This window comes from Streptomyces camponoticapitis (assembly GCF_014646115.1).
Classification (GTDB): domain Bacteria; phylum Actinomycetota; class Actinomycetes; order Streptomycetales; family Streptomycetaceae; genus Streptomyces; species Streptomyces camponoticapitis.
This window is the reverse complement of sequence record NZ_BMMV01000008.1, coordinates 47,702-72,298: the sequence shown is the minus strand read 5'-3', so window position 1 is coordinate 72,298 and position 24,597 is coordinate 47,702. Positions and strand designations below refer to the sequence as shown.

19 protein-coding genes are annotated in these 24,597 nt (G+C 69.9%); 13 read left to right on the top strand and 6 right to left on the bottom strand.

All coding sequences use genetic code 11. The features are described 5' to 3' along the window. Positions 1–98 precede the first annotated feature (98 nt). The 3 genes from IEY79_RS14645 (at position 99) to IEY79_RS14635 (ending at position 2,311) form a co-directional block, all read left to right on the top strand. On the top strand, positions 99–716 hold the full coding sequence (locus IEY79_RS14645; RefSeq protein ID WP_031231917.1) for a cell division protein SepF: 618 nt from the start codon (positions 99–101) through the stop codon (positions 714–716). A 67-nt stretch (positions 717–783) separates the two neighbouring features. After that, complete coding sequence (locus tag IEY79_RS14640) at positions 784–1,080, top strand: YggT family protein (protein ID WP_189107884.1); 297 nt, start codon at positions 784–786, stop codon at positions 1,078–1,080. Positions 1,081–1,129: 49 nt separating this feature from the next. Further along, positions 1,130–2,311 (top strand): DivIVA domain-containing protein, encoded by a 1,182-nt coding sequence (locus IEY79_RS14635; RefSeq protein ID WP_189107883.1) that lies wholly within the window; start codon positions 1,130–1,132, stop codon positions 2,309–2,311. A gap of 351 nt (positions 2,312–2,662) precedes the next feature. Here IEY79_RS14635 and ileS read toward each other — a convergent pair whose 3' ends face one another. Further along, complete coding sequence (gene ileS, locus IEY79_RS14630; RefSeq protein ID WP_189107882.1) at positions 2,663–5,809, bottom strand: isoleucine--tRNA ligase; 3,147 nt, start codon at positions 5,807–5,809, stop codon at positions 2,663–2,665. Positions 5,810–6,417: 608 nt separating this feature from the next. On the opposite strand from ileS, the gene IEY79_RS14625 reads away from it, so the two are divergent. The 6 genes from IEY79_RS14625 to IEY79_RS14600 all read left to right on the top strand — a co-directional run bounded on the left by IEY79_RS14625 (position 6,418) and on the right by IEY79_RS14600 (position 12,493). Next, on the top strand, positions 6,418–7,230 hold the full coding sequence (locus IEY79_RS14625) for a TraR/DksA family transcriptional regulator (RefSeq protein WP_189107881.1): 813 nt from the start codon (positions 6,418–6,420) through the stop codon (positions 7,228–7,230). A 58-nt stretch (positions 7,231–7,288) separates the two neighbouring features. Further along, positions 7,289–7,849 carry a signal peptidase II gene (lspA, locus tag IEY79_RS14620; RefSeq protein WP_189107880.1) on the top strand — a complete coding sequence of 187 codons (561 nt, stop codon included), beginning with the start codon at positions 7,289–7,291 and terminating at the stop codon, positions 7,847–7,849. A 138-nt stretch (positions 7,850–7,987) separates the two neighbouring features. Beyond that, on the top strand, positions 7,988–8,932 hold the full coding sequence (locus IEY79_RS14615; RefSeq protein WP_189107879.1) for an RluA family pseudouridine synthase: 945 nt from the start codon (positions 7,988–7,990) through the stop codon (positions 8,930–8,932). After that, positions 8,929–9,453 (top strand): GNAT family N-acetyltransferase, encoded by a 525-nt coding sequence (locus tag IEY79_RS14610; RefSeq protein ID WP_189107878.1) that lies wholly within the window; start codon positions 8,929–8,931, stop codon positions 9,451–9,453. Before IEY79_RS14615 ends, IEY79_RS14610 begins: the two co-directional genes overlap by 4 nt. Positions 9,454–9,628: 175 nt before the next feature. Beyond that, on the top strand, positions 9,629–10,723 hold the full coding sequence (locus tag IEY79_RS14605; protein ID WP_189107877.1) for a glycoside hydrolase family 5 protein: 1,095 nt from the start codon (positions 9,629–9,631) through the stop codon (positions 10,721–10,723). A 183-nt stretch (positions 10,724–10,906) separates the two neighbouring features. Then, positions 10,907–12,493, top strand: a complete 1,587-nt coding sequence (locus tag IEY79_RS14600; protein ID WP_189108106.1) for a Na+/H+ antiporter — start codon at positions 10,907–10,909, stop codon at positions 12,491–12,493. 55 nt (positions 12,494–12,548) lie between these two features. Here IEY79_RS14600 and IEY79_RS14595 read toward each other — a convergent pair whose 3' ends face one another. Then, positions 12,549–13,694: a mechanosensitive ion channel family protein gene (locus tag IEY79_RS14595; protein ID WP_189107876.1), complete on the bottom strand. Its 1,146-nt coding sequence runs from the start codon at positions 13,692–13,694 to the stop codon at positions 12,549–12,551. Positions 13,695–13,738: 44 nt separating this feature from the next. Between IEY79_RS14595 and IEY79_RS14590 the strand changes: the two genes are divergently transcribed. Beyond that, positions 13,739–14,320: a dienelactone hydrolase family protein gene (locus tag IEY79_RS14590; RefSeq protein WP_189107875.1), complete on the top strand. Its 582-nt coding sequence runs from the start codon at positions 13,739–13,741 to the stop codon at positions 14,318–14,320. Between the two features lie 140 nt (positions 14,321–14,460). On the opposite strand, the gene IEY79_RS14585 is transcribed toward IEY79_RS14590, so the two are convergent. The 3 genes from IEY79_RS14585 to IEY79_RS14575 form a co-directional block, all read right to left on the bottom strand. Beyond that, a complete protein-coding gene (locus IEY79_RS14585) occupies positions 14,461–15,276 on the bottom strand; it encodes a DsbA family protein (RefSeq protein ID WP_189107874.1) in 816 nt (271 codons plus the stop codon). A 105-nt stretch (positions 15,277–15,381) separates the two neighbouring features. Further along, positions 15,382–16,074 carry a hypothetical protein gene (locus IEY79_RS14580; RefSeq protein ID WP_189107873.1) on the bottom strand — a complete coding sequence of 231 codons (693 nt, stop codon included), beginning with the start codon at positions 16,072–16,074 and terminating at the stop codon, positions 15,382–15,384. A gap of 93 nt (positions 16,075–16,167) precedes the next feature. After that, positions 16,168–17,502: a DUF2252 domain-containing protein gene (locus IEY79_RS14575; protein WP_189107872.1), complete on the bottom strand. Its 1,335-nt coding sequence runs from the start codon at positions 17,500–17,502 to the stop codon at positions 16,168–16,170. A 295-nt stretch (positions 17,503–17,797) separates the two neighbouring features. Between IEY79_RS14575 and dnaE the strand changes: the two genes are divergently transcribed. Further along, a complete protein-coding gene (dnaE, locus tag IEY79_RS14570) occupies positions 17,798–21,343 on the top strand; it encodes a DNA polymerase III subunit alpha (protein WP_189107871.1) in 3,546 nt (1,181 codons plus the stop codon). 111 nt (positions 21,344–21,454) lie between these two features. Here dnaE and IEY79_RS14565 read toward each other — a convergent pair whose 3' ends face one another. Then, on the bottom strand, positions 21,455–21,631 hold the full coding sequence (locus IEY79_RS14565; RefSeq protein WP_189107870.1) for a hypothetical protein: 177 nt from the start codon (positions 21,629–21,631) through the stop codon (positions 21,455–21,457). 236 nt (positions 21,632–21,867) lie between these two features. Here IEY79_RS14565 and IEY79_RS14560 point away from each other — a divergent pair, with 236 nt between their 5' ends. Together IEY79_RS14560 and IEY79_RS14555 are read left to right on the top strand one after the other, a co-directional pair. Beyond that, positions 21,868–23,178 (top strand): NYN domain-containing protein, encoded by a 1,311-nt coding sequence (locus IEY79_RS14560; RefSeq protein WP_189107869.1) that lies wholly within the window; start codon positions 21,868–21,870, stop codon positions 23,176–23,178. A gap of 124 nt (positions 23,179–23,302) precedes the next feature. Further along, the gene (locus IEY79_RS14555; RefSeq protein ID WP_189108105.1) at positions 23,303–24,274 is read left to right on the top strand and encodes an ABC transporter ATP-binding protein; all 972 of its coding nucleotides are present in this window, start codon (positions 23,303–23,305) and stop codon (positions 24,272–24,274) included. The last annotated feature ends 323 nt before the right edge of the window (positions 24,275–24,597 follow it).

The following is a 24,597-nucleotide window of genomic DNA, read 5'->3' as shown; positions in this document are numbered from 1 at the left end:
AGAAAATATGGTCATTTCCGCCGAAAGGTGGATAGACCGCGTGGATCGAGGGCACTTGGTGACGAGGCCGATCCACCACAGAGCGGAGGACTCAGAGCATGGCCGGCGCGATGCGCAAGATGGCGGTCTACCTCGGCCTCGTGGAGGACGATGGGTACGACGGCCGGGGTTTCGACCCCGATGACGACTTCGAACCCGAGCCCGAACCCGAGCGTGAACACCGGCGCCACCAGCCGGTGCACCAGGTCGAACGGGACGAACCAGTACGAGTGGTGCAGCCGCCTCCGCAGCGTGAACGGGAGCGTCAGCCAGTGCCGGTAGCGGCAGAAAGCGGACGTCCTGCCCGAATCGCCCCCGTGGCATCCATCACACCTGAACGCCCCAGCCTGGAGAAGAACGCACCAGTGATCATGCCCAAGGTCGTCTCCGAACGAGAGCCCTACCGCATCACCACATTGCACCCGCGGACCTACAACGAGGCCCGTACCATCGGGGAACACTTCCGCGAGGGGACCCCGGTGATCATGAATCTGACCGAGATGGACGACACCGATGCGAAGAGACTTGTCGACTTTGCCGCGGGACTTGTCTTCGGTCTCCATGGCAGCATTGAGCGAGTGACGCAGAAGGTGTTCCTGTTGTCGCCTGCTAACGTCGATGTCACGGCGGAGGACAAGGCCCGTATCGCAGAGGGCGGGTTCTTCAACCAGAGCTGAGATTCGACACCGGGAACGACCCGGCCGAGAGGCCGGACCAGAGAGCCAGGGGAGAGGGAAGCGCGGGATGAGCGTTGCGCTACAGGTGGTCTACATCGCGCTGGTGTGCTTCCTCATCGTGCTGATCTTCCGGCTGGTCATGGATTACGTCTTCCAATTCGCCCGCTCATGGCAGCCCGGCAAGGCGATGGTGGTCGTTCTGGAGGCCACCTACACTGTCACCGATCCACCGCTCAAGCTTCTGCGGCGGTTCATCCCGCCGTTGCGTCTCGGGGGCGTGGCACTCGACCTGTCCTTCTTCGTTCTGATGATCATCGTGTACATCCTGATCTCGGTCGTCAGTGGCCTTGCGAGGGGCATGTGAACGATACGGTCCTGCCGACTGCCGACGACTACGTAGAGGTGAAGAAGAGATGCCGTTGACCCCCGAGGACGTGCGGAACAAGCAGTTCACGACCGTCCGCCTCCGAGAAGGCTACGACGAGGACGAGGTCGATGCCTTCCTAGACGAGGTCGAGGCCGAACTGACGCGCCTGCTTCGTGAGAACGAGGATCTGCGCGCCAAGCTTGCCGCCGCGACGCGTGCCGCCGCGCAGAACCAGCAGCAGCAACAGCAGCAGGGGATGCGCAAGCCGCCGGAGCAGCAGGAGCGGCCCGGTGCGCCCGTCCCCGCCGCCATATCTGGACCGCCGGTACAGCAGCAGCAGCCCCCGCAGATGGGCCAGCCCCAACTGCCCGGTGGGCCCCCGCAGCTTCCCGCGGGTCCCGGCGGACACGGCCCCGGCCCGGGTGGACACCCCGGTCACGGTCCCGGCCCGCAGGGTCAGCACGGTCCCGGTCCCATGCAGGGCGGCCCCATGCAGGGGCAGATGCAGGGTGGTCCGATGCAGGGCCAGATGCAAGGGCAGATGCAGGGCGGTCCCATGGGTGGACCGATGGGCGGACCCATGGGTCACGGCCCGGGGCCCGGTCAGGGCGGTCCTGGCGGCGACAGCGCCGCGCGTGTGCTCTCGCTGGCGCAGCAGACGGCCGACCAGGCGATCGCGGAGGCCCGTTCCGAGGCCAACAAGATCGTCGGTGAGGCGCGCAGCCGCGCCGAGGGTCTGGAGCGGGACGCCCGTGCGAAGGCGGACGCCCTGGAGCGGGACGCGCAGGAGAAGCACCGCGTGGCGATGGGCTCCCTGGAGTCCGCGCGCGCGACGCTGGAGCGCAAGGTCGAGGACCTGCGTGGCTTCGAGCGCGAGTACCGGACCCGGCTGAAGTCCTACCTGGAGAGCCAGCTGCGTCAGTTGGAGACCCAGGCCGACGACTCGCTGGCCCCGCCGCGTACGCCGGCCGCGGCCTCGCTGCCGCCGTCGCCGTCCATGGCACCGGCCGGCGCGGGCGCGATGGGTCACACCATGGGTGGCAACCCGTCCATGGGCGGTGGGCACGGTCCCTCCTCGGGTCCGTCGTACGGGAACCAGCAGCAGATGTCCCCGGCGATGACCCAGCCGATGGCACCGGTACGGCCGCAGGCGCCGCAGCCCATGCAGCCGATGCAGCAGGCGCCGTCGCCGATGCGTGGGTTCCTGATCGACGAGGACGACAACTGACGGGCGTTGCGCGCGGTCGTCGCGCACAGCCGTCGGCAGGCTGAAGGGCCGGGCCCGGGGTATCACACCCCGGGCCCGGCCCTTTTCGCCTGCACGAAAGCCAGTCCGCTGCGCGGGCTTTCCCCCAACCCCGCCCTTCCCGAACCCGGGGACGGTGCCCCCGGGCCCCCTGGGCCCTGGCGGGGCGGGGTTGTTCGCCGCTGTGCGGTGGGGTGTTGGGCCTGGTGGCCCCGGGGTCCCGCGGCCCCGGACGCCCGGTCCTGTTTGGTTGACGCTGTGCCGTCCGGGCGGGGGCCGGGGGCCCCGCCCCCGGGTTCGGGAAGGGGCGGGGTTGGGGAAACGACCCCGGGGTCAGGCCTTGCGGAGGTGGAACGTGAGGGACAGGCCCTCGTCCGTGAACGGCGGGCCGAAGCTCTTGTCCGGGGGGGCCGGGGTGAAGTCCAGGGCCAGGACCTCGTCCGAGATCAGGGACGCGTGCGTCGACAGCGCCGTACGGGTCTCCTCCGTCGTCGAGGACCAGCGGACGGCGATACGGTCCGCGACGTCCAGGCCGCTGTTCTTACGGGCCTCCTGGATCAGCCGGATCGCGTCGCGGGCCAGCCCCGCCAGGCGGAGTTCCGGAGTGATCTCCAGGTCCAGCGCCACCGTCGCGCCCGAGTCGGACGCCACCGACCAGCCCTCGCGGGGCGTCTCCGTGATGATCACCTCGTCCGGTGCCAGCGAGACCGGTTCGCCGTCGACCGTGACCGACGCCGTCCCGTCGCGCAGCGCCGCGGACAGCGCCGCCGCGTCCGCGTCGGCCACCGCCTTCGCCACCGCCTGCACGCCCTTGCCGAACCGCTTGCCCAGCGCCCGGAAGTTCGCCTTCGCCGTCGTGTCGACCAGCGAGCCGCCGACCTCGGAAAGCGCCGCCAGCGACGAGACGTTCAGCTCGTCGGTGATCTGCGCCCGCAGCTCGGGCGACAGCGTCTCGAAGCCCGCCGCCGCCACCAGCGCGCGGGACAGCGGCTGGCGCGTCTTCACGCCCGACTCCGCCCGCGTGGCCCGGCCCAGCTCCACCAGCCGCCGTACCAGCGCCATCTGGCGGGACAGCGCGGGGTCGACCGCCGACAGGTCCGCCTCCGGCCAGGACGACAGGTGCACCGACTCCGGTGCCTCGGGTGTGACCGGGACGACCAGGTCCTGCCAGACCCGCTCGGTGATGAACGGGGTGAGCGGCGCCATCAGCCGGGTCACCGTCTCCACGACCTCGTGCAGCGTGCGCAGAGCCGACTTGTCGCCCTGCCAGAAGCGGCGGCGTGAGCGGCGTACGTACCAGTTGGACAGGTCGTCCACGAACGCCGACAGCAGCTTGCCGACCCGCTGGGTGTCGTACGCGTCCATCGCCTTGGTGCTCTGGTCCACCAGCGCGTGCAGTTCGCTCAGCAGCCAGCGGTCCAGCACGGGCCGCTCGGCCGGCGCCGGGTCGGCCGCGGAAGGCGCCCAGCCGGACGTGCGGGCGTACAGCGCCTGGAAGGCGACCGTGTTCCAGTACGTCAGCAGCGTCTTGCGGACGACCTCCTGGATCGTCGAGTCACCGACCCGCCGCGCCGCCCACGGCGAACCGCCCGCCGCCATGAACCACCGCACGGCGTCCGCGCCGTGCTTGTCCATGAGCGGGATCGGCTCCAGGGTGTTGCCCAGGTGCTTGGACATCTTCCGGCCGTCCTCGGCGAGGATGTGCCCGAGGCAGACCACGTTCTCGTAACTCGACTTGTCGAAGACGAGCGTGCCCACGGCCATCAGCGTGTAGAACCAGCCGCGCGTCTGGTCGATGGCCTCCGAGATGAACTGCGCCGGGTAGCGCTTCTCGAAGAGGTCCTTGTTCCGGTGCGGATACCCCCACTGCGCGAACGGCATCGAACCGGAGTCGTACCAGGCGTCGATGACCTCGGGAACGCGCGTCGCGGTCTCGCCGCAGGTCGGGCAGGGGAAGGTCACCGCGTCGATGAACGGGCGGTGCGGGTCGAGCGACGACTGGTCCTCGCCGGTCAGTTCGGTCAGCTCCGCCCGCGAGCCCACGCAGGTGAGGTGCCCCTCCTCGCAGTGCCAGACGGGCAGCGGTGTGCCCCAGTACCGGTTGCGGGACAGGGACCAGTCGACGTTGTTGTTCAGCCAGTCGCCGTAGCGGCCGTGCTTGACCGAGTCGGGGAACCAGTTGGTCTTCTCGTTCTCCTCAAGGAGGCGGTCCTTGACGGCGGTTGTACGGATGTACCAGGACGGCTGCGCGTAGTAGAGGAGCGCCGTGTGGCAGCGCCAGCAGTGCGGGTAGCTGTGCTCGTACGGCACATGCCGGAACAGCAGTCCGCGCGCGTCCAGGTCGGCGGTGAGCGCTTCGTCCGCCTTCTTGAAGAAGACGCCGCCGACCAGCGGTACGTCCGGCTCGAACGTGCCGTCGGTACGGACCGGGTTCACCACCGGCAGGCCGTACGCCTTGCAGACCACCAGGTCGTCCGCGCCGAACGCGGGGGACTGGTGGACCAGACCCGTACCGTCCTCCGTCGTCACGTACTCCGCGTTGACGACGTAGTGCGCCTCGGTGCCCTCGGGGAAGTCGACGAGCGAGAACGGACGCTCGTACGTCCACCGCTCCATCTCACGGCCGGTGAACCGCTCACCGGTCAGCTCCCAGCCCTCCTCGCCGAGCGCCTTCTCCACCAGCGGCTCGGCGACGACGAGCTTCTCGGTCCCGTTCGTCGCGACGACGTACGTGACATCGGGGTGCGCGGCGACCGCGGTGTTGGACACCAGCGTCCAGGGCGTGGTCGTCCAGACGAGCAGCGCCGCCTCGCCCGCGAGCGGGCCCGACGTCAGCGGGAAGCGGACGAAGACGGACGGGTCGACGATCGTCTCGTAGCCCTGGGCGAGCTCGTGGTCCGACAGGCTCGTCTGGTCGCGCGGGCACCAGGGGGCGACGCGGTGGTCCTGGACGAGCAGGCCCTTGTCGAAGATCTCCTTCAGCGACCACCAGACGGACTCGATGTACTCCGGGTTCATCGTCTGGTACGCGTCGTCCAGGTCGACCCAGTAACCCATGCGGGTCGTCAGCTCGGCGAAGGCGTCCGTGTGCCGGGTCACCGACTCGCGGCACTTGTCGTTGAACGCGGCGATGCCGTACTTCTCGATGTCCTGCTTGCCGGTGAAGCCCAGCTCCTTCTCGACGGCGATCTCCACGGGCAGGCCGTGACAGTCCCAGCCGGCCTTGCGCGCGACGTGGTAGCCGCGCATCGTACGGAAGCGCGGGAAGACGTCCTTGAAGACGCGGGCCTCGATGTGGTGCGCGCCGGGCATGCCGTTCGCCGTGGGCGGGCCCTCGTAGAACACCCACTCGGGGCGGCCCTCGGACTGCGCCAGGCTCTTGTCGAAGACCTTGTTCTCGCGCCAGAAGGCGAGCACGGCGTGCTCAAGCGCGGGCAGGTCGACCTGGGCGGGCACCTGGCTGTACTGCGGTGGCGTCATGGACGAAACTCCTCCAACGGAACTGCGGCATCTCCGTCGGAGGGACGAGAGCCAGGGGCTCCCGCGGTACCACCCTCCTTGGCCCCGGGCGTAACCGCCCTCGGCCCCCTCATTGGGGTCGCGCTGCCGGGTCTACGGCCCCGCGTACGGCCAGGGCTTTCTTCCGGCGGCTCCGGGGTGATGCTTCACTCCGCGCTCTGCCCCCGGGCTCGCACCGTCCCCGGGTCGCTCATGGCCGCTCTCGGAGCTACTCGTCCCCATCCACGCCTCTCGCTCGGCCCAGTGTACGGGGCGGCGCGAGGCGTGGCAGACCCTTTTCCGGGGGCCGCGCGGGGCTGCCGACGGCGGCCCCCGGGCGGGAGCGCGGCCCGCGCGGCGTACGGCTCCGCGCCTGACCCGAATGGTCCGGCGGGGCCCGTGGACTTCTCCGAGCGGCCCGTGCGGCGGATTACCCGGCGGGGAGCTGGGCACAACGGATGGAGGCTCGCCTTGTCACCGGCGGAGGCGGGTCTCACCGGCGGCGTGCCCCGTTGCCGCGTGGCTGGTGTCGATTTATCGTCCCAGCACGACTCGCGTGCAAGATCACAAAATGTGAAGGGGCCGCGGCCATGGTGGCGAAAGAGACCGCCGCGAAGAAGAAAGCGGCCAAAAAAGCGGCCAAGAAATCGGCTGTGAAGAAGTCGGCGGCCAAGAAGACGGCCGCCAGGAAGACGTCGGCGACGAAGGCACCGGAGCGAGAGACACCGGCGACGCACGCACCGGACGCGGAGGAGACCGCCGCGTCCGAGCCGGAGCACCAGGCACCTGCGAAGAAGACCGTGGCCAGGAAGACGACGCCTCCCAAGAAGGTTGTCGCCAAGAAGGCCGCGAAAGAGGCCGCGTCCGCGGCCGAGGGGGCGGCCGAGGCCGCGGAACAGACGGGAGCCAAGACGGTGGCAGCGAAGAAGACAGCGGGCAAGGGACCGACGGCGGCCCCGGGCGGCACGGCGACCGCGGCGCCCCCGGTGCGCGGCACCACAGCGGCCGGGGAGCTCCCCGTACGGCCGGGCGAGGATCCGTGGACCGAGGCGGAGGTCGCCGAGGCGCGGGCGGGTCTGGAGAGCGAGGCGGCCCGGCTGAACGCCGAGATCTCCTCCTCCGAGCAGGCACTCGCCGGTCTGATGCGGGACTCCGGAGACGGCGCGGGGGACGACGACGCCGACACCGGCACCAAGAACATCACCCGCGAGCACGAGATGTCGCTCGCCGCGAACGCGCGCGAGATGGTGGAGCAGACGGAGCGGGCGCTGCTGCGCCTCGACGCCGGTACGTACGGCCTCTGCGAGGTCTGCGGCAAGCCGATCGGCAAGGCCAGGATGCAGGCGTTCCCGCGGGCCACGCTGTGTGTCGAGGACAAGCAGAAGCAGGAACGGCGCGGCTGAGACCATACGTGGGTGCCGTACCCTCGACCCTAATCGGGATCTAACTTGAGGGACTCACGTGGCAGAGGCGGAGCGCGTCATCGGTACGCCGGATGTTGACGACGAGGGCGCGGCTCCCGCCGAGCCGGTCAGGGGACAGCGCAAGATCGTCGCGCTGTTCTCCGTGGCACTGGTCGCCTATCTGCTCGACCTCGGCAGCAAGATGCTCGTGGTGGCGAAGCTGGAGCATCACGATCCGATCAATGTCGTCGGTGATCTGCTGAAGTTCGAGGCGGTGCGCAACGCGGGCGCCGCCTTCGGTATCGGCGAGGCGTACACCGTCTTCTTCACCTTCGTCGCGGCGACCGTGATCGTGGTGATCGCGCGGCTGGCCCGCAAGCTCTACAGCGGACCGTGGGCCGTGGCGCTCGGTCTGCTGCTCGGCGGGGCGCTCGGCAATCTCACCGACCGGATCTTCCGTGAGCCCGGGGTGTTCAAGGGCGCCGTCGTGGACTTCATCGCGCCGGCGAACTTCGCCGTGTTCAATCTCGCCGACTCCGCGATCGTCTGCGGCGGCTTCCTGATCGTGATCCTGTCCTTCCGCGGGCTCGACCCCGACGGGACCGTCCACCGCGACTGAGCCCGGGACAGGAACCGGGGACCGGGCCGGCGACACCGCGACCGACTCCGCGACCGACACCGCGACCGGCGCCGCGTCCGGGGGCCGGGGAGGCCGTCCGTGGGCGGCCGGGCCGTGCGGGCAAGGCATACTCGACGGGTGAGTACCGTTCCCGATATCCGCACCCTGCCCGTTCCCGACGGCCTCGAGGGCGAGCGCGTCGATGCCGCCATCGCCCGCATGTTCGGTTTTTCCCGTACGAAGGCGGCCGAGCTGGCCGCCGCCGGCAAGGTGCAGGTCGACGGCGCTGTGGTCGCGAAGTCCGAACGGGTCCGTGGCGGCGCCTGGCTTGAGGTGGAGATGCCCGCGCCCGCCGCCCCGGTGCGGGTGGTGGCCGAGCCGGTCGAGGGCATGGAGATCGTGTACGACGACGACGACATCGTCGTGGTCGTCAAGCCGGTCGGCGTGGCCGCGCACCCGAGCCCCGGCTGGACGGGTACGACCGTCATTGGCGGGCTCGCCGCCGCCGGCTACCGCGTCTCGACGTCCGGCGCCGCCGAGCGGCAGGGCGTCGTGCACCGGCTGGACGTCGGCACCTCCGGGCTGATGGCCGTGGCCAAGTCGGAGCGCGCCTACACCTCGCTCAAGGCGCAGTTCAAGGAGCGGATCGTCGACAAGCGCTACCACGCGCTGGTGCAGGGACATCCGGACCCCATGAGCGGCACCATCGACGCCCCGATCGGGCGGCACCCGAACCACGACTACAAGTTCGCCGTGACCGCCGAGGGCAAACTGTCGGTCACGCACTACGACCTGATCGAGGCATTCCGGTCCGCGTCGCTGCTGGACATCAAGCTGGAGACGGGCCGCACCCACCAGATCCGGGTGCACATGGCGGCCCACCGCCACCCGTGCGTGGGCGACCTGACGTACGGCGCCGATCCGACGCTGGCCAAGCGGCTGGGACTGACCCGGCAGTGGCTGCACGCGATGAAGCTGGGCTTCGAGCACCCGTCGGACGGCCGGTGGGTGGAGTTCGAGAGCACGTACCCGGACGATCTGCAGAACGCGCTGGACAAGGTCCGCGCCGAGAGCAACGTATGACCCCGGGGGAGACCGCGGCCGCGCCCGGAGCCGGTGCTGGCCTCGACGGTCTGGCGTACGAGATCCGGTCGGCGGCGGGCGCGGCCGACCGTGAGGCGTGTCTCGTGGTCCGCAGGCGGGTGTTCGTCGTGGAGCAACAGGTGCCCGAGGAACTGGAGTTCGACTCCCACGACTCCCTGGACGCCGCCGCCGAGCATGTGCTCGCGGTGCGGGACGACGGCCGGCCGCTCGGTACGGCGAGGCTGCTGTACGGGCCGGAGGCGGCGGACCGGACCGACGGTGATCCGGCGGTCGGCTCGCTCGGCCGGCTCGCGGTGGTGAAGGAGGCGCGCGGCCTCAGGGTCGGTGCCGCACTGGTGAGGGCCGTGGAGGACATGGCGCGGGAGCGCGGGCTGCTCGTGGTGGACCTGCACGCGCAGACGCGGGCGCTGGGGTTCTACGAGCGGCTGGGCTACGAGGCGTACGGCCCGGAGTACGAGTCCGTGGGGATCCCGCACCGGGGGATGCGGCGCGCGGTGTAGCCGGGGTCCGTGGGCGGTGAGGTGATCGTGGGTGATCTCCGGGGTTCAATCGTTAGGAAACTTTCCCAACACTCTTGACGGTGATTGGAAACAACCTTAACTTTCACTCACTTGCTGTCATGCCTCTGACAGTTGATCTCCCGTCACGGACCCCACCCGAAGGGAGCACCACCCCATGCCCCAGCAGATCGCCCCCGGCGCGAACCGCGCGTCCCGTACCCGAGGACGGCGCGGCCGAAAGGCACTCCTCGCCGTCTCCGCGCTCGGCATCGTCACCGCCATGCTGTCGCCCATGAGGGCGGGCGCCGCCACACCGACCACCGGCACCGCCCCGGCGTCCGCCGCCGGCGTCGCCTCACCCATCAGCGACAACGGCCAGCTCAGGGTCTGCGGCACCCGCCTCTGCAACAGCCAGGGCCAGGCTGTCCAGTTGCGCGGCATGAGCACGCACGGCACCCAGTGGTACTCCCAGTGCGTCACCAACGGCTCGCTCGACGTCCTCGCCAACGAGTGGCGGGGCGATGTGCTGCGCGTCTCCACATACGTACAGGAGGGCGGGTACGAGACCGACCCGGCGCGCTTCACCTCCCTCGCCCAGAAGTTCGTGGACGGCGCCAACCAGCGCGGGATGTACGCGGTCATCGACTGGCACATGCTCAGCCCCGGTGACCCCAACTTCAACCTGGAGCGGGCGAAGACCTTCTTCACGGCCATGGCGAAGAAGTACAAGGACAGCCCCGGCGTCCTCTACGAGATCGCCAACGAGCCGTCCGACGTGAGCTGGGGGACCGTCAAGTCGTACGCGGAGAAGATCATTCCGGTCATCCGGGCACAGGACCCCGACGCCGTCGTGCTCGTCGGCACGCGTGCCTGGTCCTCGTTCGGGGTCTCCGACGGCGCCAATGAGCAGGAGGTCGTGAACAACCCCGTCAACGCCTCCAACATCATGTACACGTTCCACTTCTACGCCGCGTCGCACCGCGACGAGTACCTGGCGGCGCTCGACCGGGCCTCGAACCGACTGCCCGTCTTCGTCACCGAGTTCGGCACCCAGAACTACGCGGGCGAGGGCGCCAACGACTTCGGTATGTCGCAGCGCTTCCTCGACCTGATGAAGCGGAAGAACATCTCCTGGACCAACTGGAACTACTCCGACGACCACCGCTCCGGAGCCGTCTTCAAGACAGGCTCCTGCAACGCCGGCAACTTCTCGGGCACCGGCGTGCTCAAGGAGGCCGGGGTCTGGATCCGCGACCGGATCCGCGAGTAGCGGTAACGGCGCGTCCGTTACGGCGATGACGGCGCCCGGGCGGTGACGGCGCCCACCGCCGAAACGTCTCCTCGCGGTCCGGAAGCGGGCCGCGAGGAGCAGCGCCTCGCCGGGTTCGGTGCACCCGCGTGACAGGGTTGAGAGGCCTTGATCGTCAGGGCTCACGACACCGGAGGGCGCACCGTGGCCCAGTTGGCGCTGCTGCTCGTGCTGTTGCTGGGCGCCGTGGTGACGGTGCCACTCGGGGAACGGCTCAACCTGCCGTCGCCCGTGCTGATGACCATCCTCGGGGTCGTCCTGGCGCTGCTCCCCTTCGTACCGAACATCGACGTGCCGCCGGACCTCATCCTCCCGCTGCTGCTTCCGCCCCTGCTCTACGCGGCCGTACAGCGCACCTCCTGGCGGCAGTTCACCGCCAACGTGCGGCCGATCCTGCTGCTCGCCGTGGCGCTGGTCCTCGTCACCATGGCGACGGTGGCGAGCGTGGCCAGCTCCGTCGTCCCCGGGCTGCCGATCGCCGCCGCGTTCGTCCTCGGCGCGCTCGTCGCACCGCCCGACCCGGTCGCCGCTACCGCCGTCGCCGGCTCCCTCGGACTGCCCCGGCGGCTCGTCTCGATCCTGGAGGGCGAGGGGCTGTTCAACGACGTCACCGCGATCGTGCTCTACCACGTGGCCGTCGGCGCGGTGGTCGGCGGCAGCTTCTCGTGGCCGGAGGCGGCCGGGACGCTGGTGCTCTCCGCGGTGGTGGCGGTGGTCGTGGGGCTGGCGCTCGGCTGGCTCTCCAACAAGCTCATGTCGCTGCTCGGCGACGCGCCGCTCCAGGTCGGTCTGACGCTCCTGGTGCCGTTCGTCAGCTATGTGATCGCCGAAGAGCTGCACGGCTCCGGTGTCCTCGCCGTCCTGACCACCGCGCTCTTCCTCGCCGAGCACTCCGCCGACGCGGACGACGTGATGGGACGGATCGCCGGGAACACCTTCTGGGAGATCATCGACATCCTCGTCACCGGCATCGCCTTCGGCCTCGTGGGGCTCGAACTGCACAACGCCTTCGGCACGGCCGACGGCCGCACGGGCGAGGTGCTCGGCTGGTCGGCCGCCGTCGTCGGGGTCGTCGTCCTCGTACGGCTGGCGTGGCTGCTCCCCGCGGTATGGGTCACCAAACGGCTGCACAAACTCCGGGACTACAACGAGGAGATCCCGGTCAGCTGGCGGGAGACCGTCGTCATGTGGTGGGCCGGGATGCGCGGGGTGGCCTCGGTCGCGCTGGCGCTGGCCATCCCGCTGGAAACCGACGACGGGTCACCCTTCCCCGGCCGCGACACGATCATCTTCATCGCCTTCGCCGTCATCATGACGACGCTGGTCTTCCAGGGGCTGACCCTGCCGTGGCTGGTGAAAGTCCTCGGCGTACGGGCCGACACCGAGGCCGAACGGGGCTTCGAGCACACGCTGGCCATCCGCGCCGCCAAGGCCGCGAAGCGCCGCCTCAAGGAGATCGAGGAGGTCGAGGACCTGCCCGAGGAGCTGAGTGAGCGGCTGGCGCGCGGGGCGTACGACATCGGGGCGCGGATCAGCCCGGACGTGGTCGACGACGAGCGGCGCGACTGGTTCGCCAAGCGCAGCCAGCGGGCCAGGACGATGCAGCGCATCCAGCGCGAGATGATGTCCGCGGCCCGGCACGAGGTCCTGGCGGCGCGCAGCGAACCCAACGCGAACCCGGAAGTGGTCGACCGGGTGCTCAGATATCTGGACGTACGCAGCATGCGCTGAGGCCCTGCGCCTGCGCCTGCGCCCGCGCCTGCGTCGGCTCCTGGGCGGGGCCCCGTCAGCCCCGGCCGGCGCGCGGGTCGCCGTCGGCGTTCTCCGTCAGCGCCGGGTCGGGGTGGTGGTGCGCTCCGGCATCGCCCGTGGCGTCGTTCCTCCCCGGGGCCGGCAGCACCACCGCCTGCGCGGTCGCGATCCGCGGCAGCGCGTACGGATGCTCGGCCGCCAGCCAGGCGATCAGCTGCTCCCGTACGGTGCAGCGCGCCGTCCAGACGTCGTCCGCGTCCTTCGCGGTGACGACGGCCCGCACCTCGATGGTGCTCGGGGTGGTGTCGGTGACGGCCAGACTCCAGTCCCGGCCGTCCCAGGCCGCGCAGTCCTGAAGTATCTCGTGGAGCTTCTCGCGCATCAGCTTCACCGGCGCCGAGTGGTCGAGCTGGAGGAAGACCGTGCCGGTCATCTGGACCCCGCCGCGCGACCAGTTCTCGAACGGCCTGCTCGTGAAGTACGACACCGGCATCGTGATCCGGCGCTCGTCCCACGTGCGTACCGCGAGGAAGGTGAGCGTGACCTCCTCGACCACACCCCATTCGCCGTCCACCACGACCGTGTCGCCGATCCGCACCATGTCGCCGAAGGCGATCTGGAAGCCGGCGAAGAGATTGCCGAGCGTGGACTGCGCCGCGACACCCGCGACGATGCCGATGATGCCGGCGGAGGCGAGCATCGACGTACCGATGCTCCGCATGCTCGGGAAGGTGAGCAGGATCGCGGCGACCGCCACCACGACGACCACCGCCGTCACGATCCGCATGATGAGCGTGACCTGGGTACGGACCCGGCGGACCTTCGCCAGGTCGCGGGCGGAGGTCGCGTAACGGGCGTACGTCGACTCCACGACGGCCGACACGATCCGCACGACCAGCCAGGCCCCGGCACCGATCAGGACCAGTGTCAGCACCCGGCCGATGCCGGTCTCGTGGTTCTCGACGACAGGCCAGCGCGTCTCGCGGTAGGTGACGCACAGCAGGGCGGTGAGGACGACGACCTGGAGCGGCAGCCGGCAGCGCCGGAGCAGCCCCCACAGCGGGGTCTCCGGGTGCCGGGCGTCCGCGCGGCGCAGCATCAGGTCGACGATCCAGCCGAGCAGCAGCGTCAGGAGGACGGCGCCACCCAGCACGGTCAACGGTCGCAGTACGTTCTCCATGGCTCCGGATTCGGACGGGGGTGCCCACCTGGCAGGATGGGCGGATGGACGTCGTTCTCTTTCATTCGGCCCACGGCCTGCGCCCGGCGGTGCACGCGGGAGCCGAGCGGCTGCGCGCTGCCGGACACCACGTGCACGTGCCCGACCTCTTCGAGGGCCAAACCGTCGAGACGGTCGAGGAGGGCAGGGCGCTCAGGGACAAGATCGGTTCCGACGAACTGCTGAGGCGCGCCGTCCTCGCCGTGGCGCCCTATTCGGAGCGCGGTCTGCTGTACGCGGGCTTCTCCCTCGGCGGGTCCGTCGCGCAGACGCTCGCGCTGGGGGACTCGAAGGCCCGCGGGCTGCTGCTGATGCACGGTACGTCGGACATCGCCGCGACCGCGTCGGTGGACGACCTGCCCGTACAGCTGCATGTCGCCGACCCGGACGTGTCCGAGCCGCACGACTGGCTGAACACCTGGTATCTGCGCATGCGGGAGATCGGCGCCGACGTGGAGATCTACCGGTACCGGGGCGTCGGGCACCTCTACACCGACCCGGACCTGCCGGACTACGACGAGTCGGCGGCCGAGCAGACCTGGCGCACGGGGCTGGCCTTCATCGAGTCGCTGGGCGACCAGGCGTAGACCGTTTCCCAGCGGCCGGGGGTATGTCCCCCGGCCGCCGGGCGCGGCGTCGCGCCCGGTCATGCCCGACGGCGTACGGACCACGGAGGAGTGGCCCGTACGCCGTCACCCGTTGGCCTCGTCCCGGTGACTCCGTACCGTCACGCGGCCAGGGCCTTGGCGATCGCCGCCGTGTACTCCGGAGCCGTGAGCGGGGCGTTCTCGCTGCCCTCCGCGGTGACTGCCCTGCCGTCCATGCGGAGCGTCGGGGTGCCCTCGACGCTGCTGCTGTCGAACGTCGCGGACATCTTCATCGCCCAGGCGTCGAACGTGCCGCTCTCGACGTCGTTCTTGAACGCCGCGTTGCCCTTGAGCCCGTCCACCGAGTCGGCGATCTTCAGCAGGACGCTGTCGTCGGCGAACTTGTCGTCGCTCTCGCTGGGGTGGTTCTGCGTCGAGTAGAGCGCGGTCTTGTACGCCGAGAACGCCTCGGGGCTCACGTCGAGCGCGGCGCCCAGCGCGGACAGCGCGTTCTTCGAGCCCTCGCCGTTGTCCGAGTTGTCGATGAACGTGGCGCCGACGTACTTGACCTTGTACTTGCCCGCGTCCACGTCCTTCTGGATCGTGGCGCCGACATGCTGCTCGAACGTCGCGCAGATCGGGCAGCGGGAGTCCTCGTACAGCTCCAGGGTCTTCTTCGCCTCGGGCTTGCCGATGACGACGGTCGTGCCGTTCGTGCCGGAGGTGTGCTTCGGCGCGGTGACCTTGGTCGCGTCCTTGGCCGCCTCCCAGTGCGAGGGCTTGTTGGCCTGGACGACGCCGAAGCCGACGCCCCCGGCGATCGCCAGGATGGCGACGGTGGATCCGGCGACGACGAGCTGGCGGCGGGTGCGGTCCTTCTTCGCCTGCCGCTCGCGCTGCTCGCGCAGCCTCTCGCGGGCGGCGGCCTTGTTGGCGTTGCTGTTGCGTGCGCTCATGACTGGTCTGCTCCGTGTGGGTCGGACGAGACGCGCGGGCGCGGAGGATCGCGCGCCGGTACGCGGGGGACGGACGGTGGCCGAAGACGGCTGCCGCCGTGGTGCTCAGGCCGGGAGAAGGGCCGAGCGAGGTGGTCCCCGTCGTCCGACGGAGTGCGCGCACAGGCGCGTACGGGAGGTGTGCGGGGCCGTGGCGGGGCGGGGGAAGCGCCGTACCGTACGGCGGACCGTGCCGGCCACCGCGACGGCGACCAGCAGCGGCCGGAAGGCGAAACCGGCGAGGGCCCGCACCAGGCCGGCCATGGCTGCCTCGCCCCGCCGCAGCCAGAGCGCGGCGAGCAGACCGATCGCGACATGAGTGGCGAGGAGCAGCCACGGGAGCGCGGGATCGGGGGAGCCCAGCAGGGTGGCCGCCGCGCTCTCGGGCGAGGCCGCCGCCGAGACGCCGGGCAGCGGGGAGCCGAAGCTGCCGCCGCACAGGACGTCGAAGCCGACGGAGCGCAGCGGTCCGGCGACGGGGCCGCCGGCGGCCCCGTAACAGACGTTCTGGCCGGTGGTGAAGATGGTGTCCGCGGCCAGTTCGAGCGGGACGAGCAGGGCCGCTATACGCCAGAAGCCCCGCTCGCGCCCCGCGAGGGCGTAGGAGACCGGGAACACGACGGCGCACAGGACGGCGACGACGGACAGGGGCAGCGGGGCCCGCGACAGCAGGACATGGGAGCCGGCGGACAGCGTCACGGCCAGTGCCGTGAACAATGCCGCCCGCAGCGCCCTGAGCCGTGCCGCCGATATGTCCATCGTCGCCGAGTGTGCCACGAGAACCTGTAAGGGGTCCCTAAGGTCGCCGTCGCCCCGGTCGGATCCGGCCGGTCGGACCGGGGCGGCGCGGGGTCAGCCGCCGGCGAGCTGTCCGTTGCGGAAGAGGTCCACGAAGATCTGGTGGTCCGCGCGGGCCCGCGCCCCGTAGCTGTGGGCGAACTCCACCAGCAGCTCGGGGAAGCCCTCCTCGTCCGCCGCGATCGCCGCGTCGATGGCCCGCTCCGTGTTGAACGGCACCAGCGAGTGCCCGCTCTCGTCGTCCGCCGCTCCGTGCATCGTCGCCGTCGCGCGGCCGAGGTCGGCGACGACGGCGGCGATCTCGGCCGGGTCGTCGAGATCCGACCAGTCGAGGTCGACCGCGTACGGGGAGACCTCGGCGACCAGCTGGCCCGCGCCGTCCAGCTCGGTCCAGCCGAGCCACGGGTCGGCGTGCGCCTGGAGCGCGCGCTGCGAGATCACCGTGCGGTGGCCCTCGTGCTGGAAGTAGCCGCGCACCCGCTCGTCGGTGATGTGCCGGGAGACGGCAGGGGTCTGCGCCTGCTTGAGGTAGATCACGACGTCGTTCTCCAGGGCGTCGCTGTTGCCCTCCAGCAGGATGTTGTACGAGGGCAGGCCGGCCGAGCCGATGCCGACGCCTCGCCGTCCCACGACGTCCTTCACCCGGTACGAGTCGGGGCGGGTCAGGCTGGACTCCGGCAGGGTCTCCAGATAGCCGTCGAAGGCCGCCAGGACCTTGTAGCGGGTGGCGGCGTCCAGCTCGATGGAGCCGCCGCCCGGGGCGAAGCGGCGCTCGAACTCACGGATCTCGGTCATCGAGTCGAGCAGGCCGAAGCGGGTCAGCGAGCGGGCGTCGCGGAGCGCGTCGAGCAGCGGGCCGGTCGCCGTGTCCAGGGTGAAGGGCGGCACCTCGTCGTTCTTGGCGCCCGTCGCCAGCGCGTGGATCCGCTCGCGGTAGGCGGCGGCGTAGATCCGGACCAGTTCGCTGATCTGGTCGTCGCTGAGGGCCTTCGTGTAGCCGATCAGCGCGAGCGACGCGGCCAGGCGCTTCAGGTCCCAGGTGAACGGTCCTACATAGGCCTCGTCGAAGTCGTTGACGTTGAAGATCAGCCGGCCGTTCGCGTCCATGTACGTGCCGAAGTTCTCGGCGTGCAGATCGCCGTGGATCCAGACCCGGCCGGTGCGCTCGTCCACGTACGGCCCGCCGTGCTGCTCCCGTTCCAGGTCGTTGTAGAACAGGCTCGCGGTGCCTCGGTAGAAGGCGAAGGCGGAGGCGGCCATCTTCCGGAATTTGACCTGGAAGGCCGCCGGGTCAGCGGCCAGCAGGGCACCGAAGGCGGTGCCGAACACGGTGAGGATCTCCTCCCCTCGCTGCTGGTCAGCTGCTTCGACCGGGCGCGGGACCGACATCGGTGGTGCCTCCTGGAACATGACGAACTGGGCGGACGAACTGACACGCCACCCGCCTCGGGCGACGGCGCCGTCAGTACTGGCAACGCACGAACGTACCGGTGCGTGCCCGTCCGGCGCCGGTCGACCCGAAGGTTCGTGACGCCCGGTTCGGACTCGTCGGGACATCGCCCCGACGCGCTCGGATTGTCAGTGGGCGGTCGTACACTTCGAGGCTGTTCCCCCGTGGCCGAGCCGAGGCGGGCCCTCGCTCGGCAGCCCCGCTCGTCCGCTCGTTTCGCTGGAGGCCTCAGCCGTGACCAAGCCGCCGTTCACGCACTTGCATGTCCACACCCAGTACTCGCTGCTGGACGGTGCGGCGCGGTTGGGGGACATGTTCAAGGCGTGCAATGAGATGGGGATGTCCCATATCGCGATGACGGACCATGGGAATCTGCATGGTGCGTACGACTTCTTCCATCAGGCGAAGAAGGCGGACGTGACGCCGATCATCGGCATCGAGGCGTATGTGGCGCCGGAGTCCCGGCGCAACAAGCGGAAGGTGCAGTGGGGGCAGCCGCATCAGAAGCGGGACGACGTCTCCGGTTCGGGTGGTTATACGCACAAGACGATCTGGGCGGCCAACAAGACGGGTCTGCACAATCTGTTCCGGCTGTCGTCCGACGCGTACGCGGAGGGCTGGCTGACGAAGTGGCCGCGGATGGACCGGGAGACGATCGCGAAGTGGTCCGAGGGCCTGATCGCGTCCACGGGGTGCCCGTCGGGTGAGTTGCAGACGCGCTTGAGGCTGGGGCAGTTCGACGAGGCGATGCAGGCGGCCTCGGACTACCAGGACATCTTCGGCAAGGACCGGTATTTCCTGGAGCTGATGGACCACGGCATCGAGATCGAGCGCCGCGTGCGGGACGGGTTGCTGGAGGTGGGGAAGAAGCTCGGGATTCCGCCGCTGGTGACGAACGACTCGCATTACACGTACGCGAACGAGGCGACGGCGCACGACGCGCTGCTGTGCATTCAGACGGGTAAGAATCTGTCGGATCCGGACCGGTTCCGGTTCGACGGGACGGGTTATTACCTGAAGTCGACGGACGAGATGTACGCGGTCGACTCGTCGGACGCGTGGCAGGAGGGGTGCGCCAACACCCTTCTGGTGGCGCAGCAGATCGACACGGAGGGCTGGTTCCAGGAGCGGAACCTGATGCCGAAGTTCGACATCCCCGACGGCTTCACCGAGATCACCTGGTTCCGCGAGGAGACCATGCGGGGAATGGCCAGGCGTTTCCCGAACGGCATCCCGGAGGACCGCCAGAAGCAGGTCGAGTACGAGATGGGCATCATCATCGAGATGGGGTTCCCCGGGTACTTCCTGGTCGTCGCGGACTTCATCATGTGGGCCAAGAACAACGGCATCGCCGTGGGCCCCGGCCGAGGCTCCGCGGCCGGCTCGATCGTCTCGTACGCGATGGGCATCACCGACCTCGACCCGATCGAACACGGCCTGATTTTCGAGCGGTTCCTCAACCCCGAGCGCATCTCGATGCCGGATGTCGACATCGACTTCGACGAGCGCAGGCGCGGTGAGGTCATCAGGTATGTGACGGAGAAATACGGCGCCGACAAGGTCGCCATGATCGGCACCTACGGAAAGATCAAGGCGAAGAACGCCATCAAGGACTCGGCGCGCGTGCTGGGTTATCCCTACGCGATGGGCGACCGGCTCACCAAGGCCATGCCCGCGGACGTCCTCGGCAAGGGCATCGACCTCAACGGCATCACCGACCCCAAGCACCCGCGCTACAGCGAGGCGGGCGAGATCCGGGGGATGTACGAGAACGAGCCGGACGTCAAGAAGGTCATCGACACCGCGAAGGGTGTCGAGGGCCTGGTGCGGCAGATGGGCGTGCACGCGGCCGGCGTCATCATGTCCAGCGAGACGATCACGGACCATGTGCCGGTCTGGGTCAGGCACACAGACGGCGTCACCATCACGCAGTGGGACTACCCGCAGTGTGAGTCGCTCGGCCTGCTGAAGATGGACTTCCTGGGTCTGCGGAATCTGACCATCATGGACGACGCCGTCAAGATGGTGAAGGCCAACAAGGACATCGATCTCGACCTGCTGTCCCTGCCGCTGGACGACCCCAAGACGTACGAACTGCTCTGCCGCGGTGACACGCTCGGCGTCTTCCAGTTCGACGGCGGTCCGATGCGCTCGCTGCTGCGGCTGATGAAGCCCGACAACTTCGAGGACATTTCCGCCGTGTCGGCGCTGTACCGGCCGGGCCCGATGGGCATGAACTCGCACACGAACTACGCGCTGCGCAAGAACGGGCAGCAGGAGATCACCCCGATCCACCCGGAGTTGGAGGAGCCTCTCAAGGAGGTTCTCGGCCTCACCTACGGCCTGATCGTGTATCAGGAGCAGGTGCAGAAGGCCGCGCAGATCATCGCGGGCTACTCGCTCGGCGAGGCGGACATCCTCCGCCGCGTGATGGGCAAGAAGAAGGCCGACGAACTGGCGAAGAACTTCGTCCTGTTCCAGGCCGGTGCCAAGAAGAACAACTTCTCGGACGAGGCCATCAAGGCGCTCTGGGACGTGCTGGTCCCGTTCGCGGGATACGCGTTCAACAAGGCGCACTCGTCCGCGTACGGCCTCGTCACCTACTGGACCGCCTATCTGAAGGCGAATTACCCCGCCGAATACATGGCGGCCCTGCTGACCTCGGTGAAGGACGACAAGGACAAGTCGGCGATCTATCTCAACGAGTGCCGGCGAATGGGCATCAAGGTGCTGCCGCCGAATGTGAACGAGTCGGTGGCGAACTTCGCCGCGCAGGGCGACGACGTGATCCTCTTCGGGCTGACGGCCGTCCGGAATGTCGGCACGAACGTCGTCGAATCGATCATCCGGTCGCGCAAGGCGAAGGGGAAGTACGCCACCTTCCCCGACTTCCTCGACAAGGTCGAGGCGGTCGTCTGCAACAAGCGCACCGTCGAATCGCTCATCAAGGCGGGCGCCTTCGACGAGATGGGCCACACCCGCAAGGGGCTCGTCGCGCACCACGAGCCGATGATCGACAACGTCGTACAGGTCAAGCGTAAGGAGGCGGAGGGGCAGTTCGACCTCTTCGGCGGGATGGGCGACAGCGACGACGCGTCCTCCGAGCCCGGCTTCGGGCTCGACGTGGAATTCTCCGACGTGGAGTGGGACAAGTCGTATCTGCTCGCGCAGGAACGCGAAATGCTGGGTCTGTACGTCTCCGACCACCCGCTCTTCGGTATCGAGCACGTGTTGTCCGACAAGTCCGACGCGGCGATCTCGCAGCTCACCGGCGGTGAGCACGCGGACGGCGCGGTGGTCACGATCGGCGGCATCATCTCCGGCCTCCAGCGGAAGATGACCAAGCAGGGCAACGCCTGGGCGATCGCCACCGTGGAGGATCTGGCGGGCTCGATCGAGTGCATGTTCTTCCCCGCGACGTACCAGCTGGTCTCCACCCAACTGGTCGAGGACACCGTCGTCTTCGTCAAGGGCCGTCTCGACAAGCGTGAGGACATCCCGCGTCTTGTCGCGATGGAGCTCCAGGTCCCCGACCTGTCGTCCAGCGGGACGAACGCGCCGGTCACGATCACCATCCCCACGGTGAAGCTCACGCCGCCCATGGTCAGCAGGCTGGGTGAGATCCTCAGCCACCACCGGGGCAACTCCGAGGTGCGGATCAAGCTCCAGGGCGCACGGAAGACGACGGTGCTGCGGCTCGACCGGCACCGGGTGCAGCCCGACCCGGCGCTCTTCGGCGACTTGAAGGTGCTGCTCGGGCCGTCCTGTCTGGCGGGGTAGCGGTACCCGGCGGGGCGGCGGAAGCGGAACGCGTACGCACGGAGGGGCACGCCCGGGAGACCGGGCGTGCCCCTCTTCGGTCATGTGCGGCCGACCGCGTGAGTCGGCGCGTCAGTTGTGGCCGAAGCGCTTCTGGCGGCCCTTGTGGGCCACGTCGGACGGGTTGACCTGCGACTGTATCTGCTCGGCCTTGGCCTCCGTCGAGGAGGACGAGGGCTGCTCGGCGCCACGCTCGGTGGACGAGCGGTCCTGGTGCTTGCCGCGGTCACGGTTCTTGTTCTTGGCCATGGTGCTGCCTCCTGAAGGATGTTGGGGCCAGGGCCGCGACCAGATTCACATATGCCGTGACTCACCGCATTTTGGATCATAGCTGTGCGTAACGGACCACGGTTCGACCGTCCCTGGGGGTAGCCGGGAGGGACACGCCACGCCGATGATCCAGTTCCGGCCGTTAAGCCAGTTGCGGTCGGGCAGACTCGAAGCAAACCCGTAGCAACTTCCGATCCCGACGTTCCCGAAAGAGGGTGGAACACGTGGACCGCTGCGTCGTCCTGGTGGACGCCGGTTACCTGCTGGGCGCCGCCGCGAGCCTCCTCGCCGGAGAACCGGCCCGCTCACGCATCACCGTCGACCACGCCGCCCTCATCCAGGGGCTGCGCGAGCGTGCCGAGGCCGATACGGAGCAGCCGCTGCTCCGTATCTACTGGTTCGACGGCGCCCCCGACCGCGTACCGCAGCCCGAACACCGCCGGCTGCGCGTCATGTCACGTGTCACCGTCCGGCTCGGTGCGCTGACCCGTAGCGACGGGAGATGGGCGCAGAAGGGCGTCGACGCGGCCATGCATGCCGAGCTCACGGAGTTGGCCAGAAATCGCGCCTGCTCGGACGTGGTGCTGGTGACCGGTGACGGCGATCTGCTGCCCGGCCTGATGTCCGCGAAGGAACACGGCGTCGCCGTGCACCTGTGGGCGGTCCAGGCGGCGGACGGCGACTACAACCAGTCCGAGGACCTGGTGGCCGAGGCCGACGAACGCCGGGTCCTCGACCGGGCCTGGATCACCAAGGCCGTACGGGCCAAGGACTTCGGCGGTGTCTGCGCGCCCCCGCCCGCGCCGCGCCCCGAGATCGCCGCCATCCTCTCCGCGCCGCTGCCCGAGTCGGCGCTCGCCGCGTCCGCCGAGCGGGCGGCCGAGGCACAGGCCGCGTCCGCCCGCAACGGGACGGCGCCGGCGACGACGGAGCACGGCCCGGACGCCGGGCCGGGGCACGAGCACGACGCCGGGACCGGGCAGTCGGCGCCCGCCGGCGGCAAGGGCGTCCCCACCCCGAAGGACCTGGCCGCCCTGCGCGCCCCGGGACCCCACGCCGCGCCCGCGCCCCCGCCGGGGAACGCCACGCTGCGCTGGTCGTCCGACCGGGGCTGGGTCGAGCGCACGGGCGGCGGAGGGCAGCTCGGTGAGTCGCCCGAGACCGCGTCGCTGCCGACGCTCGCGCAGCTCACCAGCGCCGAGCAGCGCTGGGCCGACCGCGAGGAGGACATCACGACGGTCGGCGGTGACCCTTTCGAGGTGGGACAGGTGTTCGCCCGACGCTGGATGGAGCGGCTGCCGGACGCGGCCCATGTGCAGAAGCTGTCCACGATGTACCCGCGGATCCCGCACCGTATCGACGGCGAGGTGCTGCGGTACGCGGCCCGCTTCGGGCTCCTCGCGCACAAGGACGACCAGATCGACGAGCACGACCGGTACGCGATCAGGGCGGGGTTCTGGCGTGAGATCGATGTGCGGGCGGCGGCGGAGCGTCCGTCCGTGAAGGGTGACGGGGCGGCGGAGTAGTGCCCGCCCTCGGCCGCCGGACCCGGCCGGTGGCCCGAACCGCGCCCGAGAGCGGGAGGCGGGCGGGCGCCCCCGGGCGGATTCCGGGCAGTCGGACCCCGTAGGCTCGTCTCTTGTGAGTACGGTGTGCGCGGTGCGGGAGCTGGTCAAGACGTACCCCGCCGCGCGCGGCAGACGGGGGACCCCGGCGACACCCGAGGTGCGCGCGAACGACGGGATCTCCCTCGATGTGCGGCAGGGCGAGATCTTCGGACTGCTCGGTCCCAACGGTGCGGGCAAGTCCACCCTCGTACGTCAGCTCACCGGGCTCATGCGGCCGGACTCGGGCAGCGTCGACGTCCTCGGCCACGATCTGGTCGGCCATCCCGAGCGTGCGTCGCGCCTCATCGGCTATCTCGGCCAGGAGTCCACGGCGCTCGACGAGTTGACGGTCGGGCTCGCGGCCGAGACCACGGGCCGGCTGCGGGGGCTCGGTCTGCGCGAGGCGCGGGCGGAGCGGGACGCGGTGCTCGCGGAACTCGGCCTGACCGAACTCGCCGGGCGCCCGTTGAAGAAGCTCTCCGGCGGGCAGCGGCGGATGGCCTGCTTCGCGGCGACGCTGGTGGGGGACCGGCCGGTGCTCGTCCTGGACGAACCCACGACCGGTATGGACCCGGTCGCCAGACGCGCCGTCTGGGCGGCGGTCGACCGCCGCCGGGCCGAACGCGGCGCGACGGTGCTGCTGGTCACCCACAACGTCATCGAGGCGGAGACGGTCCTGGACCGGGTCGCCGTGCTGGACCGGGGCAAGGTCATCGCCTGCGACACCCCGTCCGGTCTGAAGGAACAGGTCGCGGGCGACGTACGCCTCGAACTCGTCTGGCGCGAGCGTGCCCCGCTCGACGTCCCCGAGGTCGCCGCGCTGCGCGGCTCCGCGCAGGAGTCGGGCCGCCGCTGGGTGCTGCGGCTCGCCCCCGACGAGGCCCGCGCCGCGGTGGCGGCGGTGACGGGCGGCGCGGCGTTCGCGGCCCTGGACGACTTCACACTGGCGACGCCCAGCCTGGAGGACGTCTATCTGGCCCTCGGCGGCCAGGCCCAGGGGCTGGTGAAGGCGTGAGCGCGAAGAACTCAAGATGTACGGCTCCGACGCCTGCCCGGACACCCACCGGGGGCCGCGCCGCGGTTTCCGCGCGCGCCGCGTTCCTGGGCGGGGCGGGCGGTCGCTTCCGGCCGGTATCTGCCGTGACCGCCGGGGGTGACGAGGCCGGGAGCGGGCGCACAGGCCCGGTACCCACGGTGATCACCCGGATGGTCGCGGGCCGTGACAGCGCTCCCGCGCGGGCCGCCTTCGCGGCCCCCGGGGCCGGCGCCGCCGTCCGCGCGCGCGTCGCCCTTCCGTCCGCCGGAGACGGGTCCGTCCTCTCCGCGCCCGCCGGACAC

Coding starts and splice junctions, on each gene's coding strand:
- IEY79_RS14580 (WP_189107873.1), bottom strand. CDS start 16,074: ATGGACATATCGGCGGCACGGCTCAGGGCGCTGCGGGCGGCATTGTTC.
- IEY79_RS14575 (WP_189107872.1), bottom strand. CDS start 17,502: ATGTCGGTCCCGCGCCCGGTCGAAGCAGCTGACCAGCAGCGAGGGGAG.
- IEY79_RS14610 (WP_189107878.1), top strand. CDS start 8,929: ATGACCCCGGGGGAGACCGCGGCCGCGCCCGGAGCCGGTGCTGGCCTC.
- IEY79_RS14605 (WP_189107877.1), top strand. CDS start 9,629: ATGCCCCAGCAGATCGCCCCCGGCGCGAACCGCGCGTCCCGTACCCGA.
- IEY79_RS14585 (WP_189107874.1), bottom strand. CDS start 15,276: ATGAGCGCACGCAACAGCAACGCCAACAAGGCCGCCGCCCGCGAGAGG.
- IEY79_RS14640 (WP_189107884.1), top strand. CDS start 784: ATGAGCGTTGCGCTACAGGTGGTCTACATCGCGCTGGTGTGCTTCCTC.
- IEY79_RS14590 (WP_189107875.1), top strand. CDS start 13,739: ATGGACGTCGTTCTCTTTCATTCGGCCCACGGCCTGCGCCCGGCGGTG.
- IEY79_RS14635 (WP_189107883.1), top strand. CDS start 1,130: ATGCCGTTGACCCCCGAGGACGTGCGGAACAAGCAGTTCACGACCGTC.
- ileS (WP_189107882.1), bottom strand. CDS start 5,809: ATGACGCCACCGCAGTACAGCCAGGTGCCCGCCCAGGTCGACCTGCCC.
- IEY79_RS14625 (WP_189107881.1), top strand. CDS start 6,418: ATGGTGGCGAAAGAGACCGCCGCGAAGAAGAAAGCGGCCAAAAAAGCG.
- IEY79_RS14565 (WP_189107870.1), bottom strand. CDS start 21,631: ATGGCCAAGAACAAGAACCGTGACCGCGGCAAGCACCAGGACCGCTCG.
- IEY79_RS14645 (WP_031231917.1), top strand. CDS start 99: ATGGCCGGCGCGATGCGCAAGATGGCGGTCTACCTCGGCCTCGTGGAG.
- IEY79_RS14595 (WP_189107876.1), bottom strand. CDS start 13,694: ATGGAGAACGTACTGCGACCGTTGACCGTGCTGGGTGGCGCCGTCCTC.